Below are 18,876 nucleotides of genomic sequence, written 5' to 3' on the forward strand. Positions count from 1 at the left end.
TCTCGTTATAGAGATAACCTCTAATTAAGATTTTTTACCGTATGGTTGCATTTTCAATCTCACAGCTTAGAATGAAAACTTTTCATCAAATAACACTTTTAGCCCATCTTGTTTGGTGCTAATACACAAAATTTCATCATAATATCGAGATAACTATGCCACAAATTGCAGAAAATCCTTTCGTCTTGGTTGACGGTTCTTCTTATTTATATCGTGCTTATCACGCAAATCTTCGTCTTGCTTTATCTAATTCTGCTGGTGAACCCACTGGGGCAATGTATGGTGTGTTAAATATGCTGAAAAGCCTATTAAAGCAAGTCCAACCAACCCATATTGCTGTCGTATTTGATGCAAAAGGCAAAACGTTTCGTGATGAAATGTTTGAGCAATATAAATCGCATCGCCCACCTATGCCAGAAGAGTTACGCCAACAAATTCAACCATTACATCAAATGATTGAGGCATTAGGTTTACCATTATTAATCGTTGAGGGAGTTGAGGCTGATGATGTGATTGGCACACTTGCTAAACAGGCTTCGGCACAAGGTCGAGATGTATTAATTAGTACAGGCGATAAAGATATGGCGCAGCTAGTTGATGATCGTATTACTTTGATTAATACCATGACGAATACCATTTTAGATCGGGAAGGTGTGATTGAAAAATATGGTATTCCGCCAGAATTAATTATCGATTTTCTCGCCTTAATGGGGGATAGCTCCGATAATATCCCTGGCGTTACTGGTGTAGGCGAAAAAACAGCACAAGGTTTATTACAAGGCATTGGTAATCTCGAAACTATTTATGCCAATTTAGATAAAGTTGCAGGATTATCCGTACGCGGAGCAAAAACGTTAGCCGAAAAGTTAGCTGCTGCCAAAGCAGATGCGGAGTTATCTTATAAACTTGCTACTATCAAAACTGATGTTGTGTTAGATACCACTGTAGAGCAATTAACTTTACGTCCCGAAAATCGAGATCAATTAATTGAATATTTTGCTCGTTATGAATTTAAACGTTGGTTAAATGAATTACTCAACGATCAGCCACAACAGACAGATAAATCTGCTTCTGCTCTTTCTGTTGCCACTACAAAACATGCTCGCCCTGCCATCACGACAACAAAAGTTGAAGTTGATCGTTCACAATATCAAACCATTCTCACTGAATCACAACTTGCCGACTGGTGTGAGAAATTAGCGAAAGCAACGTTGTTTGCTATCGATACAGAAACTAATAGCCTTGATTATATGCAGGCAAAATTAGTGGGAATTTCCTTTGCCTTAGAAAATGGAGAAGCAGCGTATTTACCATTACAACATCAATATTTAGCTTGCCCTCCGCAACTTGAACTCACTACGACGCTTGAACAATTAAAGCCGATTTTAGAAGATCCACGCATTAAAAAAATTGGACAAAATCTAAAATACGATCTGACGATTTTCGCGCGTCATGGGATTGATTTACAAGGTGTAGCATTTGATACCATGTTGGAATCTTATACATTAGATAGTACGGGGCGCCACAATATGGACGACCTTGCAAAACGTTATTTACAACATGATACAATCCATTTTGAAGAGATTGCGGGTAAAGGAAAAGGTCAACTTACGTTTGATCAAATTGAGATCCCTCAAGCAGCTGAATATGCTGCTGAAGATGCCGATGTAACGATGAAATTACATCAAGTATTGTGGCAACAACTGCAACAAACCCCAAGTTTACGTCAATTATTTTCTGATATTGAACTGCCACTTGCTCAGGTTTTAGCACGAATGGAACGTCATGGTGTCTTAATTGATAGCGATCTTCTCTATCAACAATCTCAAGAAATTAATGCACGTTTAATCCAATTAGAACAACAAGCACACCAATTAGCAGGGCAATCATTTAATCTTGCCTCTACCAAGCAATTACAAGAGATCTTATTTAATCAATTAGGGTTGCCAATTCTAAAGAAAACACCAAAAGGCGCACCTTCAACCAATGAAGAAGTATTAGAAGAGTTAGCTTATGAACATGAATTACCAAAATTGCTGGTCGAACATCGTGGTTTAAGTAAGTTAAAATCAACTTATACTGATAAATTGCCACAAATGGTTGATCCTGATACAGGGCGAGTGCATACCTCTTATCATCAAGCGGTAACCGTTACTGGGCGTTTATCTTCTTCTGATCCAAATTTACAAAATATTCCAACCCGCAGTGAAGAGGGACGAAAAATTCGCCAAGCCTTTATTGCGCCAAAAGGGTATAAAGTGGTGGCAGCCGACTATTCACAAATTGAGTTACGCATTATGGCACACCTTTCAGGTGATGCGGGTTTAGCCTATGCGTTTTCTCACGGCTTAGATGTTCACCGTTCAACTGCGGCGGAAATGTTTGAGGTTCCATTAGAATCGGTTACTGCTCAACAACGTTATAGTGCTAAAGCGATTAATTTCGGTCTAATTTATGGCATGAGTGCATTTGGGTTATCTCGTCAACTCAATATTCCACGTAATGAAGCGCAAACTTATATTGACCGTTATTTCCAACGCTACCCAGGTGTAAAACAATTTATGGTAGATATTCAGGAAAAAGCCAAACAAGAGGGATTTGTTGAAACCTTATTAGGTCGCCGTCTATATTTGCCTGAAATCAATTCTAGTAATGCGATTCGTCGTAAAGCAGCAGAACGTGTCGCCATTAATGCGCCAATGCAAGGTACCGCCGCAGATATTATTAAAAAAGCAATGATCGATCTTGATCAATTAATTGCTGATAAAGATGATATTCGTATGATAATGCAAGTGCATGATGAATTGATATTTGAAGTGAAAGAAGAAAAAGTGGCTGAATACCAAGCACTGATTAAACAAGTGATGGAAAATGCAGTCAAACTAACCGTGCCGTTAATTGTCGAAGTTAATGCGGGAGATAATTGGGATCAGGCGCATTAATAAAGAAAAGCAGAATAGATTTAAATGAGGTTTTGTCAGACAAAACTTCATTTTTTTTATGCGTTACAATAAATAATTGTTGCTTTGATAATGATCTTGGCAGCATTTTCTTCAGTAACTTTTATCGTTGCTTTATTTATGATCGTTTTATTTATTTTGTCGGTCTATAAAAAAATACCAGCCATTTTTCTGACTGGTATTGTTCTATAAAGTAGCTTTTATAAGCTTATATCTAGATTACATCGCTTGTGTGAAAGTACGCGTAATTACGTCTTGTTGTTGCTCTTTGGTTAAAGAGTTAAAACGCACAGCATATCCTGAAACACGAATGGTTAATTGAGGATATTTCTCTGGATTTTCCATCGCATCTAATAACATTTCGCGATTCATTACGTTTACGTTAAGGTGTTGTCCGCCCTCAATGGTTGCTTCGTGGTGGAAATAACCGTCCATTAAACCTGCAAGATTACGTTTTTGTGCTTCATAATCTTTACCTAACGCATTTGGTACGATTGAGAAAGTGTAAGAGATACCATCTTTCGCATACGCAAATGGAAGTTTAGCCACAGAGGTTAATGATGCTACCGCACCTTTTTGGTCGCGACCGTGCATTGGGTTCGCACCTGGTCCGAATGGTGCGCCAGCACGACGACCATCAGGGGTATTACCTGTTTTCTTACCATACACCACGTTAGAAGTGATAGTGAGCACTGATTGAGTTGGTACTGCATTACGGTAAGTTTTGAGTTTTTGAATTTTCTTCATAAAACGTTCAACTAAGTCGCAAGCGATTTCATCAACACGGCTGTCATTGTTACCGAATTGTGGATATTCTCCTTCGATTTCAAAGTCAATCGCGACATCTTTCGCGACCACATTACCGTCTTTATCTTTGATGTCGCCACGAATTGGTTTCACTTTCGCATATTTAATAGCAGAAAGTGAGTCAGCCGCTACAGATAATCCAGCGATACCACAAGCCATAGTACGGTAAACATCACGATCATGTAATGCCATTAATGACGCTTCATAGCTGTATTTATCGTGCATATAGTGAATGATATTTAATGCAGTAACATATTGTTTTGCTAACCAATCCATGAAGCTATCCATGCGAGTCATCACATCATCAAAATCGAGATATTCAGTTGTGATTGGATCCGTTTTTGGTCCCACTTGCATACCGTTTTTCTCATCAATACCACCATTGATTGAATAAAGCATAGTTTTCGCTAAGTTTGCACGTGCACCAAAGAATTGCATTTGTTTACCTACAACCATTGGGCTTACGCAACAAGCAATAGCGTAGTCATCATTGTTGAAATCTGGGCGCATTAAATCATCGTTTTCATATTGAACAGAAGAGGTATCAATAGACACTTTTGCACAGAAACGTTTGAAGTTATCTGGTAATTGTTCAGACCAAAGAATTGTCATATTTGGTTCTGGAGATGGTCCCATTGTGTAAAGGGTATTTAAGAAACGGAAAGTATTTTTTGTAACTAAAGTACGTCCATCTAAGCCCATACCACCAAGAGACTCAGTTGCCCAAATTGGGTCGCCAGAGAATAATTGATCGTATTCAGGAGTACGTAAGAAACGCACCATACGGAGTTTCATCACTAAATGGTCAATTAGTTCTTGTGCTTCTTCTTCAGTGATTTTGCCTGCTTTAAGATCACGTTCAATATAGATATCCAAGAAAGAAGAAACACGACCAAATGACATTGCTGCCCCGTTTTGTGATTTTACTGCTGCAAGGTAAGCAAAATAAGTCCATTGCACCGCTTCTTTGGCATTGGTTGCTGGTCCAGAAATATCACAACCATAAGTTGCTGCCATTTGTTTGATTTGACCTAATGCACGATGTTGTTCTGCAATTTCTTCACGTAACTGAATGGTCATTTGTAAATCTTCACCATTTTCTAAGCGAGATTGTAGTGAAGAAAATTGTTTAAATTTATCCGCCATCAAGAAGTCGATACCGTAAAGGGCAACACGACGATAATCTCCGATAATACGACCACGACCATACGCATCAGGTAAACCTGTTAATACTCCTGATTTACGGCAACGTAAGATGTCTGGCGTGTAAACATCAAATACCCCTTGGTTGTGAGTTTTGCGATATTCAGTAAAGATTTTTTTCACTTGTGGATCAAGTTCACGACCATAAACTTTACATGAACCCTCTACCATTTTGATGCCACCAAATGGAATAATCGCACGTTTTAATGGGGCATCAGTTTGTAAACCAACGATTTGTTCTAATTCTTTTTCAATATAACCAGCTGGGTGAGAAGTGATAGTTGAAGGAATATCTGTATCAAAATCAAGAGGTTCGTGAGTACGATTTTCCTCTTTGATGCCTTCCATTACTTTGTTCCATAGTGTAGTTGTTGCTGCAGTTGCACCAGCTAAGAATGATTCATCACCTTCATATGGGGTGTAGTTACGTTGAATAAAATCACGTACATTCACATTTTGTTGCCAGTCGCCAGCTTCAAAACCAGCCCATGCTTTTTGTTGTTGCTCAGTTAATTGAGTCATAATCATTTCCTTCGTTTGATGAATGAATAATAAAAATTAAATCTTTAGTGCGCTTTGGCTAAGAAGCGATGGAATAAGCCAATACAAACCGCACCACCAACAATATTACCTAAGGTTACAGGGATAAGATTTTTCACAATAAAATGATACACATCAAGATCAGCATAAAGTGAAGGATCAATCCCCAAATGTTGCCAAAATTCAGGACTGCTATAGTGAGCAGTCATAATCCCCATCGGAATCATAAACATATTTGCGACACAGTGTTCAAAGCCAGAAGCCACAAACATTCCAATAGGTAAGATCATAATAAATGCTTTATCAGTAACAGTACGACCAGAGTAGGCTAGCCAAACAGCAACACATACCATAATGTTACATAAAATGCCAAGTGAGAAAGCCTCTAGCCAAGTATGATGAATTTTATGTTGTGCGGTTTTAAGGATAGTTAACCCCCATTGACCGTCCGCTACCATGGTTTGTCCCGCAAACCAAATTAATGCAACAATAATTAAACTTCCAACAAAGTTTCCAAGATAGACAACCACCCAATTACGTAACATCTGTGTTGTTGTAATAGTTCCAGACACTTTTGCTGTGATAGTTAGCGTAGAAGAGGTAAAAAGTTCTGTCCCTAGAATCACAACCATAATGACGCCTAATGAAAAGACTAAGCCACCGACTAATTTGGCTAATCCCCAAGAAACGTTACCTAATCCAGTTTGGGTAGTCGTATAAAAAACGAATGCTAAGGCAATACATGCACCAGCTGAAATGCCAGAAGCGAAAGAAAGAAAGGGTTTTTTTTGTGCTTTATAAGCGGCAACATTTTCCGCAAGATTAGTCATCTCGGTTGGATTTAGTGCTACTGTTGTCGCATCTTTCATAAAGACGATTTCCTTTATCAAAAAAATTTTATATTTTCAAAAAATTTCGTTAATTATAAAAATTTTTGAAAAAAATACATAGTAATTTTATAAGTTAGGAAATAGCTTTTACATAGTAGTTGATACAGATCAAATTCTAATAAAAACAGTTGGTTGTATGTTAAAACTCTGTTACTAAATCATCACTTAATATTTGCTGAACATTTAGAGAAATGAAAATATAAATACAGTTTTGCGGTGAGGAAAAAACTAAATTAAATCCCATTTAATGTACTATAATAAATAACATTTTTTGGTTTCGTTTGTATTGATTAAAGAGGATATTATGGCAACAGAAACTATTTTTAGTAAAATTATCCGTAAGGAAATTCCAGCAGAAATTATCTATCAAGATGAACAGGTAACAGCCTTTCGTGATATTGCACCACAAGCCCCCATTCATATTTTAATTATTCCTAACAAAATCATTCCAACGGTTAATGATGTAACCATTGAAGATGAACAAGTGCTTGGGCATTTGTTTGTTGTGGCAGCCAAAATTGCGCAAGAACAAGGGATTGCAGAAGATGGCTATCGTTTGATTGTAAATTGTAATAAACATGGTGGGCAAGAAGTATTCCATCTACATATGCACTTAGTTGGTGGTAAGCATTTAGGCAAAATGCTGCCATAAATAAGTGAAAATACATTTGAGGAAAAATTGATGTCTGAATTATTGATTGCTTTTATTTTAGGTTGTGTCGAAGGATTGACGGAGTTTTTGCCTGTATCTTCAACTGGGCATATGATTATTGCTGGGCATTTTCTGGGGTTTGAAGGAGAAAAAGCAGCAACCTTTGAAGTAATAATTCAATTAGGGTCTATTTTAGCGGTGATCTTTGTTTATTGGCGAAAAATGTTTGGCTTAATAGGTATTCATTTTGGTGAAACTGTTGATAAACATAAACCCCATTTGAATTTATTACATATTATTTTAGGTATGATCCCTGCGGTTATTCTTGGGCTCGTATTCCATTCAACGATTAAATCATTGTTTAATATTCATAATGTGATTGGTTCTTTAGTGGCTGGCGGTATTTTGTTAATTTTGGCTGAAAAATTCCGTCCACAACGCGCCTATGCGGAAGAAGTAGATCAAATTAGTTATCGTCAGGCATTTGCGATTGGGCTATTTCAATGTTTAGCCTTATTCCCAGGATTTTCTCGCTCAGGTGCAACCATATCAGGTGGATTATTGATGGGCGTAGGAAAAAAAGCGGCTGCTGAGTATTCTTTTATTTTAGCCGTACCAATGATGATTGGCGCCACTATCTTAGATTTATATAAAAGTTTGCCTTTCCTTTCATGGGACGATTTTCCATTATTTGCAGTAGGATTTATAACCGCTTTTGTGGTAGCCATGATAGCAATTCGGACTTTCCTACATTTAATTGAACGCATTTCATTTGTCTCTTTTGCGATTTATCGCTTTATTCTTGCATTGTTATTGGCGTGGATTGTTTTAGTTTAATTGAGGAGAGTTGGGTGAAATATAGAAATTTACGAGAATTTATTACCTTACTGGAGCAACAAGGCGAGTTAAAACGTATTACACACGAGGTTGATCCCTATTTAGAAATGACCGAAATTGCTGATCGTACTTTACGTAAAGGGGGACCAGCATTGTTATTTGAAAATCCGAAAGGGTTCCAAATGCCAGTATTGTGTAACCTATTTGGTACAGCAAGACGTGTTGCTTTAGGTATGGGGCAAGAAGAAGTAAGTGCTTTACGTGAAATTGGTCAGTTATTAGCTTTTCTAAAAGAACCCGAGCCACCTAAAGGTATTAAGGATCTCTTTAGTACATTTTCACAATTTCGCCCTGTCCTCAATATGCCAACGAAGACAATTAGCCGAGCCGCGTGTCAAGAGATTGTCTGGCGTGATGAGGAAGTGGATTTATATCGCTTACCAATTATGCAGTGTTGGCCAGAAGATATTGCTCCTTTAGTTACATGGGGGTTAACGATTACTAAAGGACCATATAAAAAACGGCAAAATCTTGGCATCTACCGTCAGCAATTAATTGCGAAAAATAAACTGATTATGCGTTGGTTATCACATCGTGGTGGTGCATTAGATTTCCAAGAATGGCAAGAAGCACATTCTAGTGAAAAGTTTCCTGTGGTCGTGGCGTTGGGCGCGGATCCAGCAACCATTCTAAGTGCGGTAACGCCTATTCCAGATACCTTATCAGAGTATGCGTTTGCAGGATTATTGCGTGGTAATAAAACGGAAGTCGCTAAAGCGTTAAGTTGTGATTTAGATATTCCAGCAGGCGCAGAAATTGTGTTGGAGGGGTATATTGATCCAGAGGAAAAAGCGTTGGAAGGACCTTATGGCGATCATACTGGATATTATAATGAACAAGAATATTTTCCTGTGTTTACGGTTACCCATATTACGATGCGCCAAGATCCGATCTATCACTCCACTTATACTGGGCGACCGCCAGATGAACCAGCCGTGTTAGGCGAAGCGCTTAATGAGGTTTTTATTCCTATTTTACAGAAGCAGTTTCCTGAAATTGTTGATTTTTATCTTCCACCTGAAGGGTGTTCGTATCGTTTAGCGGTGGTTACGATGAAAAAACAATATGCTGGACATGCCAAACGAGTCATGATGGGCGTTTGGTCTTTTTTACGGCAATTTATGTACACCAAATTTGTGATTGTGTGTGATGATGATGTGAATGCACGTGATTGGAAAGATGTGATTTGGGCGATTACCACACGTTGTGATCCCGCACGGGATTTGACTTTAGTGGAAAATACACCGATTGATTACCTTGATTTTGCCTCACCTGTGGCTGGATTAGGCTCAAAAATGGGCATTGATGCCACAAATAAGTGGGTTGGTGAAACACAACGTGAATGGGGAAGACCAATTAAGAAAGATCCTGTTGTCGTGGCGAAAATAGATCAAATTTGGCAAGAGTTAGGTATTGATTAGTTTCAATGATAGCAATGATTGCTATGTAACTCACTACTCATTCCAGCTATTTCTATGATACTATTCGTACGTTTTTTTGAACAATATATACAAAAGGAGTAAATTCATGTCTCAACTTGATGCACTACGTAAAATGACCGTTGTGGTTGCAGATACAGGTGATATTGAAGCAATCAAAGCCTACCAACCAGAAGATGCAACGACGAACCCATCTCTTATTCTTAGCGCCTCTCAATTACCACAATATGCGTCATTAATTGATGAAGCAGTGGCTTATGCGAAAAGTAAAAGTGCAGATAAAGCACAACAACTGATTGATGCAGAAGATAAATTAGCGGTTAACATTGGTTTAGAAATTTTAAAAATTGTCCCAGGACGTATTTCAACGGAAGTTGATGCGCGCCTTTCTTATGATACACAAGCGACAGTAGAAAAAGCACGTAAACTGATTGCCCTGTATAACGAAGCAGGTATCAGCAATGATCGTATTTTGATTAAAATCGCTTCAACTTGGCAAGGCATTCGAGCAGCGGAAATTTTAGAAAAAGAGGGGATTAACTGTAACTTAACGTTATTATTCTCAGAAGCGCAAGCACGTGCGTGTGCAGAAGCAGGTGTGTATCTCATTTCGCCATTTGTAGGGCGTATTTTAGATTGGTATAAAGCGAATGGTGATAAAAAAGAGTTTGCACCAAGTGAAGATCCAGGTGTGATTTCGGTAAGCAAAATTTATCACTATTACAAACAATATGGTTATAAAACGGTGGTAATGGGGGCAAGTTTCCGTAATGTAGGTGAAATTACGGAGTTAGCGGGCTGTGATCGTTTAACGATTTCACCAGCATTATTGAAAGAATTACAAGCAAATACGAGTGAATTACCGCGTAAACTCGATTATCAAGGTGAGGTATTAGCTCGCCCAGCAGCAATGACTGAAGCGGAATTCTATTGGCAACATAATATGGACGCGATGGCGGTAGAAAAATTGGCAGAAGGTATCCGTAAATTTGCTGCAGATATTGAAAAATTAGAAGCGATGTTAAGTACAAAACTGTAATTCCGTTTTTATTCAAACAGAATATTCGTAAAAAGCATTGGTGTTAATTATTTTTATACCAATGCTTTTTCATTTTTCTGCTCATCATTAATTATGTTTTAGGCTATAATGCAGAGTAATTTCAGTTTATTAACAAAATTATAGTTGAAGCGCCAATGAAAAAATATTACTCCTTTTTATCTTTATCGATTTTTTCGGTTTTATATAGTCAGATGAGTTATGCAGATCTTGCTAGCCAATGCTTGTTAGGTGTTCCTCATTTTACAGGTGAGGTTATCACGCAAGATCCGAATGAATTGCCAGTTTATATTGATTCTGATAGTGCGGAAATTAACCAGCCAAATAATGCTTTGTATCGAGGCAATGTGCAAATTGAACAAGGAAATCGTAAATTACGGGCTGACTCTGTATTGATTGAGCAAAAAGGGGATAAACCCGATCCGCAACGTTATGCTTATATCAATGGCAATATGAATTATCAGGATAATTTAGTTCAGGTTGTTGGGGAAAAAGCGGATATTCATTTAAATACGCAAGATGCCAATATTTACCGCTCGAATTATCAATTTGTTGATCGCCAAGGTAGAGGCAATGCGGAAAAAGCAGAATTACGTCAAGGGTACCGTATGCTAAAAAATGCAACGTTCACTTCTTGTTTACCAGATAATAATGCTTGGAAAATCCGTGCATCAGAGATGAAACAGTATGTAAAAGAAGAATATGCAGATCTTTGGAATGCGGTTTTTTATGTGAAAGATATCCCTATTTTTTATTTCCCATATGTTCAATTCCCGATTGGCGATCGTCGTCGTTCAGGTTTATTAATGCCTGATTTTGGTACATCAAGTCGCGATGGATATCATTATGCTCAACCTATTTATATTAATCTGGCGCCTAATTATGATATGACAATTACGCCAAAATATATGAGTCGTCGAGGCGTACAATTATTAGGCGAAGCACGTTATTTAAATAATTTGGGTTCAGGTATTTTTGCTGGAGAATATTTAAATGGCGATCGTTATGCAGAATATATTCAAGGTAGTCCACGCTATTTACTTTATTGGCAAAATGGTGGTTCACTATGGAATAACTGGCGTTTTCATGTGAATTATACAAAGGTAAGCGATCCGTATTATTTTAATGATTTTACTTCACCGTATGGGAAAAGTACGGACGGTTATGCGACACAGAATTTTGCTTTGAGCTATTACCAACCTAATTACAATTTCACTGTGTCGGCAACACAATTCCAAGTGTTTGATACCGTTTCTGTTGGACCGTATCGTACGTTGCCACAAATTGATTTTTATTACTATCGAGATGGGCTTGCAAATAATTTAATTGATTTTTCTTTATATTCACAGGCGGTTCATTTTAAAAATGACAATGATGTGATGCCATCAGCTTGGCGTTTCCATATGGAACCAACACTTTCGATGCCATTAGCCAATCGTTATGGTAGCCTCAATGTAGAAACAAAATTATATGCTACGCATTATGCACAAAAACAAGGGGCAGCAGACAACGCGGCTGAAGTTGAACGCTCGATTAATCGGGTAATTCCACAAATTAAAGCGGAGTTAGCGACAGTCTTAGCATCTAGTAACACCTTGTTTGCAGGATATACTCAAACGATTGAGCCAAAAGTGCAGTATGTTTATCGACCATACCGCGATCAAAGTAGTATTGGTTCAAATAAATATGGTTATTTAGGTTTTGGTTATGATTCCATTTTGTTGCAACAAGATTTCTATTCTCTCTTTAATGATAGACGTTATAGTGGTTTAGATAGAATTTCTTCGGCGAATCAGATAACGATTGGTGGAACAACACGATTCTTTGACCAGTATGCAAATGAGCGTTTTAATCTTTCTTTAGGACAAATTTTGTATTTAACACCATCGAAAATTGATGAGGATCTAGATAATCAAACTCAAGGAAGTTCATCTTCTTGGTCAGTAGAAGCAAATTGGAAAATAAATGATCAGTGGAGTTGGAAAGGCGGTTATCAATACGATACATTATTTAAAGAAACTGCATTAATGAATACCGCGATTGAATACCGACCAACAGTTGAGAACTTAATTCAATTATCGTATCGCTATGTGAGTGAGCAATATATTAATCAAAATCTCACAGGGCAAAATATCTATGATCAACATATTCGTCAGGTAGGATTGGCAACCGCATGGCGGATTAATGATAATTGGGCGGTGGTGGCACACGCTTATCATGATTTATCATTAAATAAACCAGTAGAACAGTATATTGGTCTTGAGTATCGCACTTGTTGTTGGCGTGCTAATTTAGGTGCTAGACGCTATTTGACTGCACCGAAAGATGAGCAACAATATTCTAATCGAAATGATGTTTTTTATAGCAATTCCTTTGGCATTAATTTTGAATTATCTGGTTTAGGCAACCGCCATGGTAGTAGCATCAGTAAGATGTTAGATGTAGGAATTATTCCTTATTCAGCGCCATTTAGTTTGCGTTAATAAAATAAGAACCCCATATTTCATAAATATGGGGTTTTGTTATTGGGAGATGAATAAAAATGGAATGGTTATTTTTGATGTTGATCACATTGGCAATCATGTGAATGCACAATCATATGCCCCATTTTTTCTGCTTTAACCGTGAGGTACCCTGTATTATAACGATTTTCCCCAACATTTAATGGAACACGTTCTACCACATTAATTCCTGCTTGTTTCATCGTATTAATTTTCTCAGGATTATTTGTTAAGAGACGAATAGCTTTTACCGCTAATAATTCAAATATTTCCGCACACACACTAAAATCGCGTTCATCTTCTTTAAAACCAAGAGCTAAATTAGCTTCAATGGTATCCATACCTTGATCTTGCAAAGCGTATGCGCGAATTTTATTAATTAAACCAATACCACGTCCTTCAGCACGATGGTAAATCAATACACCACGACCCACTTCACTAATTTGTTTTAAGGCAGCTTGTAATTGGAAACCACAATCACATTTTAGACTATGCAGAGCATCACCTGTTAAACATTCTGAATGGATTCTTGCTAATACAGGTTCTCCATTGGCGATATCACCTAAGACTAATGCAACATGTTCTTTATGTGTTTCTGGGTGTTCAAAACCGATAATTTTAAAGATGCCAAATTCAGTTGGTAAATTTGCTTGAGCAACAAGTTCAATTTTTGCCATGTTCTATCCTTAATTTATATTCTATATGGCGTGATGTGTATTGAAGAAAAATCGAAAAGGCTGTCATTATATACATTATTTTGTTGGTTTGTCGTTATTTTTATTAATAAAGGTGAGATTGATCTAGAACCTTAGTAAAGATAGGAAAATAAGCTATAATCAATAATTAGTGAGTTAACTTTAGCAGGTGGTAATCATATGTTATACGGAATTGATATTGGCGGCACAAAAATTGAATTAGCGGTATTCAATCAACAGTTAGAAAAGTTATATAGTGAACGTGTGGATACGCCACAAACCAGCTATGAAGATTGGTTAAATGCGGTTGTCCAATTAGTGGAAAAAGCAGATGCAAAATTCAACTGCAAAGGAACAGTTGGTATTGGTGTACCTGGATTTGTGCGTCGAGATACAGAGGTTGCAGAAATTACCAATATTCGTGTTGCAGATAATAAACCAATTATTCGTGATTTGACGGAACGACTACAACGAGAAGTCCGTATTGAAAATGATGCAAACTGTTTTGCTTTATCAGAAGCGTGGGATATCGAGAGTCAACAATATGCGACCGTATTAGGTTTAATTATTGGTACAGGCTTCGGTGGAGGCTTAGTCTTTAATGGTAAAGTACATTCTGGTAAAGTGGGTATGGCTGGTGAAGTAGGACATATGCAATTAAATTACCATGCTTTGAAATTGCTTGGTTGGGATCAAGCGCCAATTTATCGTTGTGGCTGTGGAAATGAAGCCTGTTTAGATACTTATCTTTCTGGGCGTGGGTTTGAGTTATTACACCATGATCTATTAAAAGAAAAATTATCAGCAAAAGAGATTATTCAACGTTTTTATCAAAATGATCCCAAAACAGTAGCATTTGTCGATAAATTTATTGAACTCATGGCAATTTGTTTTGGTAATTTGATTACTGTATTAGATCCTGATGCGATCTTTTTAGGTGGTGGGTTATCGAATTTTGATTATATCTATCAAGCATTACCACAACGATTACCAAAATATTTAATGCGTAGTGCTGTTGTTCCAGCTATTTTAAAAGCAAAACATGGTGATTCAGGCGGGGTTCGCGGAGCTGCTGCATTATTTTTAAGTCGGGATTCATAATAATTTAGAAATAAATGGAGAAGTAAAAATGATAAAAAAGTTATCAGTATTCACGTGTGCGGTAATGGCATTATTGTTATCAGCATGTAGTCAATTATCTTTCCCTGGAAATTCTACAGGTGCTGGAAAAACAGTATCGACAAACGCAGAACAGCAAGAGAATGCAAAATTAAATGCATTAAAAGAAAGTGCGTTAAAGTTACCAAGTTTTACTTATGAAACGGCAATGCAAACTGCCACAGCGTATTTTGATCAGCGCCAAATTGCGTTTATTGTGGTAAAAAACTCACAACAAACTGAACATATTTATGTAAAAAATGGAAAGATTATAGCTGTTACTAATAATAAACAGAGCTATGATTTAGGTAAAGGGCAATTAAGTAATGAAGCGGTAGCAGTAGGTAAAACAGCAGAAAAATGGTTACAAAAGTTAAGTTATAATGCAGCTGATCGTAATATTTCTGCAGTGCGTACTGGTGATGAAGCAAAATTAAATTATCTTTGTATTGCAAAAGTACAACAAGTAGCAGGAACCAAAAAAGTGCTACGAACATCGGCTAATAGTGCGCAGAGTACCTCACGTTTAACAGCATCAATGCGTTTAAATGGTAACCAATTCTATCAAATGGATTGTGTGTTATCTGGCGATCGTGTAGCAAAATTAAGCCTAATTGCGAAGTAATTCTTAAGAAGTAAAGGTAACCATAATGGTAAAAAATATTATTTTAATGAGTGATTCTTATAAATATTCCCACTCAGCACAATATCCAAATCAGATGACTTATATGCATCATTATATTGAAAGTCGTGGTGGGCGTTATGGTTATACGCAATTCTTTGGCTTGCAATACTATCTAAAAAAATATCTTTGCCAACCAATTACTCAATCAATGATTGATGAAGCAGAAGAGATTATGCGTTTGCATGGCTTGCCGTTTGAACGTGAAAATTGGCAATATATTTTGCATGCGCATCAAGGCTATTTACCGTTGAAAATTCGAGCGGTACCTGAAGGTAGCTTGGTAAATAATCATAATGTTTTACTTACTGTCGAAAATACCGACGAAAAATGCGCTTGGCTAGTCAGTTTCTTCGAAACGTTATTATTAAAAATTTGGTATCCTTGTACGGTAGCTACCCTTTCTCATTCTTATCAACGGATCTGTCGTAAATTCTTACAGGAAACTGCCGATAATTTAGCTGCTTTACCTTTCATGTTACATGATTTTGGTTATCGTGGTGTATCAAGTGAAGAAAGTGCGGCTATTGGTGGAGCGGCACATTTAATTAATTTTAAAGGGACAGATAATGTTGCAGCATTGCTATTTATGCGTGAATATTATGGCGCAGAAATGGCTGGATTTAGTGTCCCAGCAGCAGAACACAGCACTATTACTTCTTGGTCGAAAGAGCGTGAAATAGAAGCTTATGAAAATCTGTTAGATAAATATCAGGATTCGGTCATCTCTATCGTGGTAGATAGTTATGACTATTACAATGCGATTGGTAATATTTTCTGTCAGCAATTAGCTGAAAAAGTGAAACAACGTAAGTATCCATTAGTAGTTCGCCCTGATAGTGGTGATGCGATTAGTAATGTTCTATTTGCTTGTGAAAAATTAGCTGAAGCGTTTGGTACAACTGTCAATAAAAAAGGTTACCGTGTGTTAAATAATGTACGGATCTTGCAAGGTGATGGCGTTAATGAGAATACAGCTTGGGATTTACTGAAAGCATTACAAGATAATCAATTCTCAGCAGAAAACTTAATTCTAGGGTGTGGTGGTTCGTTGCTACAAGGCAATTTAGAAACCAGCATTAACCGTGATACACATCGTTTTGCGATGAAATGTAGTTGCGTGATAACAGAAAATAAATTAATTGATGTCTATAAAGCACCTATCACAGATAAAGGTAAGGTGAGCAAGAAAGGGCGTTTGGATCTGATTTGGAATGGTGAAAAATATCAAACCATTAATATTGATCAGTTGCCGTTAAATCAATATGACGATAATTCAATGATGCAAACAGTCTTTGAAAATGGCAAATTACTGGTAGATTGGCGATTGGAAGATGTGCAACAAAATGCACAGTGTTATCGACCACAAATTGCAAAATAAAGAAAATAATAATTTGGATTTTTTATGCGTTTTTCTGAGTATGTTGCAGATTTAGTTACGAAAAACCCTGATGAAAGGGTTTTTCCTTTTGAGTATGCTGGAAAAAAATTTTGGCTTAAACAGGTTGAGAAAACGACAGGCGCAATGCGTTTACTTAAACCAAATCCTCAGGCAGCATTGCAACGAGAAATCAAAACTTTACAGTATTTAAATCAGCAGCAAGCTGCAGTCGCAAAATTAGTGTTAGTCAGCGATAGTTATTTTGTGATTGAAGATGTTGGACAATCTGTTAAGCGTTATTTAAATGAAACAACGACTACACCAGCGTTTACCGAAAAATTACTGCATGATGCTGCTATAGCTTTAGCACAGCTACACCAACAGAATTTATTCCATGGTAGACCTGCCATTCGCGATATGGGGTGGAAAGAAGATGGAGTGCGTTTTATTGATTTTGAGTCAAAAACATTTAGTCATAATTTACACCTACAAAAAGCACGTGATTTGTTGTTTTATATCCATAGTTTATATGTTAGTGAAAAAGTAACAGATCAACAAATTGCCAAGAGTATTTCAATTTATCGCCAACAAGGAGGTGAACAACAATGGCAATATACTTATGCGTTAGTACATAAATATCGAGGCTTATACCATTTCTTACGTCTATTTCGTTGTATTGCGAGAACCGATCTGATTGCTTTATTGAAGCTATTTAAGTTTGTTTTATCATATGAAAAACATGAGTAATCAGAGATGAAAGTGTTTCAAGTCCAGTTAGTCCAACGTCAGCAAGTCTTACAACATGATAATCAACAATCTTTGTTGGAAAACCTTGAACAACATAATATTCCTCATGAATATCAATGCCGATCAGGTTATTGTGGTGCCTGCCGTACAAAATTATTGCAAGGCAAAGTGAGTTATCGCCAACCCCCGTTAGCCTTTTTACAGTCTAATGAAATCTTACTTTGCTGTTGCCAAGTGGAATCAGATCTGATTTTAGATCTGTAACTCAAGTTTTACCTAGTCTATCTGACCTTATTAAGTTTGCTAAAATTGATACTTTTCAACCTACCAATTTTCGTCAGAATAAGAGTTATTTAATTACAAAGTGGAGAAAAGCAGATGAATGCAATTATTGGTAGTGATGTGGTCAAGCGTGGTATGGCACAAATGCAAAAAGGTGGCGTGATTATGGACGTTGTCAATGCGGAACAAGCGCGTATTGCTGAAGCAGCTGGCGCGGTAGCGGTGATGGCGTTAGAGCGGGTTCCATCAGATATTCGTAAGGCAGGTGGTGTGGCGCGTATGGCAAATCCTCGTATTGTTAAAGAAGTGATGAATGCCGTGTCAATTCCCGTGATGGCAAAAGTAAGAATTGGACATATTACCGAAGCGTGCGTGTTAGAGGCTATGGGGGTAGATTATATTGATGAAAGTGAAGTGCTAACCCCTGCTGATGAAGAGTTCCATTTGTTAAAAAGTGAGTTTACTGTACCGTTTGTTTGTGGTTGTCGTGATCTCGGTGAAGCTTTACGCCGTATTGGTGAAGGGGCAGCGATGTTGCGAACGAAAGGTGAACCTGGCACAGGCAATATTGTTGAGGCGGTTCGGCATATGCGTAAAGTGAATGCGCAAGTACGAAAAGTCGTAGCAATGAGTCATGATGAATTAATGACTGAAGCGAAAAATCTAGGGGCTCCCTTTGAACTATTAGTACAAATTAAACAATTAGGGCGTTTACCAGTAGTAAACTTTGCTGCTGGTGGTGTTGCAACGCCTGCTGATGCCGCATTAATGATGGAATTGGGGGCAGATGGTGTTTTTGTTGGCTCGGGGATTTTTAAATCAGAGAATCCAGAAAAATTTGCGAAAGCGATTGTTCAAGCAACAACCTATTATCAAGATTATGATTTAATAGCTCGCTTGTCAGAAGAGCTTGGTGAAGCAATGAGAGGGATTGAAATTTCTCAACTGCCTGTTGCAGAAAGAATGCAAGAGCGTGGGTGGTAAG

14 protein-coding genes and 1 pseudogene are annotated in these 18,876 nt (G+C 37.4%); 12 read left to right on the plus strand and 3 right to left on the minus strand.

What is annotated here, in order from left to right:
• Positions 1-125: 125 nt before the first annotated feature.
• Positions 126-2,942 (plus strand): annotated as a pseudogene (gene polA / locus ACFFHK_RS04980) (DNA polymerase I); the annotation flags it as partial.
• 237 nt (positions 2,943-3,179) lie between these two features.
• Here the strand turns inward: polA and pflB are convergent.
• Complete coding sequence (gene pflB / locus ACFFHK_RS04985; RefSeq protein ID WP_382370151.1) at positions 3,180-5,492, minus strand: formate C-acetyltransferase; 2,313 nt, start codon at positions 5,490-5,492, stop codon at positions 3,180-3,182.
• Positions 5,493-5,536: 44 nt separating this feature from the next.
• A complete protein-coding gene (gene focA / locus ACFFHK_RS04990; protein WP_382370153.1) occupies positions 5,537-6,379 on the minus strand; it encodes a formate transporter FocA in 843 nt (280 codons plus the stop codon).
• Between the two features lie 325 nt (positions 6,380-6,704).
• Here focA and ACFFHK_RS04995 point away from each other — a divergent pair, with 325 nt between their 5' ends.
• From ACFFHK_RS04995 to lptD, 5 genes are all read left to right on the plus strand, one after another.
• On the plus strand, positions 6,705-7,052 hold the full coding sequence (locus tag ACFFHK_RS04995; RefSeq protein ID WP_382370155.1) for an HIT domain-containing protein: 348 nt from the start codon (positions 6,705-6,707) through the stop codon (positions 7,050-7,052).
• A gap of 30 nt (positions 7,053-7,082) precedes the next feature.
• A complete protein-coding gene (gene bacA / locus ACFFHK_RS05000; protein WP_382370157.1) occupies positions 7,083-7,889 on the plus strand; it encodes an undecaprenyl-diphosphate phosphatase in 807 nt (268 codons plus the stop codon).
• Positions 7,890-7,903: 14 nt separating this feature from the next.
• On the plus strand, positions 7,904-9,370 hold the full coding sequence (ubiD, locus tag ACFFHK_RS05005; protein WP_382370159.1) for a 4-hydroxy-3-polyprenylbenzoate decarboxylase: 1,467 nt from the start codon (positions 7,904-7,906) through the stop codon (positions 9,368-9,370).
• Positions 9,371-9,476: 106 nt separating this feature from the next.
• Positions 9,477-10,427, plus strand: a complete 951-nt coding sequence (tal, locus tag ACFFHK_RS05010) for a transaldolase (RefSeq protein ID WP_382370161.1) — start codon at positions 9,477-9,479, stop codon at positions 10,425-10,427.
• 155 nt (positions 10,428-10,582) lie between these two features.
• Positions 10,583-12,928 (plus strand): LPS assembly protein LptD, encoded by a 2,346-nt coding sequence (gene lptD, locus ACFFHK_RS05015; protein WP_382370163.1) that lies wholly within the window; start codon positions 10,583-10,585, stop codon positions 12,926-12,928.
• Between the two features lie 68 nt (positions 12,929-12,996).
• Here lptD and ribA read toward each other — a convergent pair whose 3' ends face one another.
• On the minus strand, positions 12,997-13,623 hold the full coding sequence (ribA, locus tag ACFFHK_RS05020; protein WP_382370165.1) for a GTP cyclohydrolase II: 627 nt from the start codon (positions 13,621-13,623) through the stop codon (positions 12,997-12,999).
• 198 nt (positions 13,624-13,821) lie between these two features.
• On the opposite strand from ribA, the gene nagK reads away from it, so the two are divergent.
• The 6 genes from nagK to pdxS all read left to right on the plus strand — a co-directional run bounded on the left by nagK (position 13,822) and on the right by pdxS (position 18,875).
• Entirely contained in the window at positions 13,822-14,742 is a 921-nt protein-coding gene (nagK, locus tag ACFFHK_RS05025; RefSeq protein ID WP_382370167.1) for an N-acetylglucosamine kinase, read from the plus strand.
• Between the two features lie 28 nt (positions 14,743-14,770).
• Complete coding sequence (locus ACFFHK_RS05030; protein WP_382370169.1) at positions 14,771-15,424, plus strand: hypothetical protein; 654 nt, start codon at positions 14,771-14,773, stop codon at positions 15,422-15,424.
• A 25-nt stretch (positions 15,425-15,449) separates the two neighbouring features.
• Positions 15,450-16,862, plus strand: a complete 1,413-nt coding sequence (locus ACFFHK_RS05035) for a nicotinate phosphoribosyltransferase (RefSeq protein WP_382370171.1) — start codon at positions 15,450-15,452, stop codon at positions 16,860-16,862.
• 24 nt (positions 16,863-16,886) lie between these two features.
• The gene (locus ACFFHK_RS05040; RefSeq protein ID WP_382370173.1) at positions 16,887-17,609 is read left to right on the plus strand and encodes a BUD32 family EKC/KEOPS complex subunit; all 723 of its coding nucleotides are present in this window, start codon (positions 16,887-16,889) and stop codon (positions 17,607-17,609) included.
• A 6-nt stretch (positions 17,610-17,615) separates the two neighbouring features.
• Complete coding sequence (gene yfaE / locus ACFFHK_RS05045) at positions 17,616-17,873, plus strand: class I ribonucleotide reductase maintenance protein YfaE (protein ID WP_382370175.1); 258 nt, start codon at positions 17,616-17,618, stop codon at positions 17,871-17,873.
• A gap of 114 nt (positions 17,874-17,987) precedes the next feature.
• Entirely contained in the window at positions 17,988-18,875 is an 888-nt protein-coding gene (pdxS, locus tag ACFFHK_RS05050; RefSeq protein WP_382370177.1) for a pyridoxal 5'-phosphate synthase lyase subunit PdxS, read from the plus strand.
• Position 18,876: the final 1 nt, after the last annotated feature.

This window comes from Gallibacterium trehalosifermentans, assembly GCF_042433055.1.
Classification (GTDB): Bacteria; Pseudomonadota; Gammaproteobacteria; order Enterobacterales; family Pasteurellaceae; genus Gallibacterium; species Gallibacterium trehalosifermentans.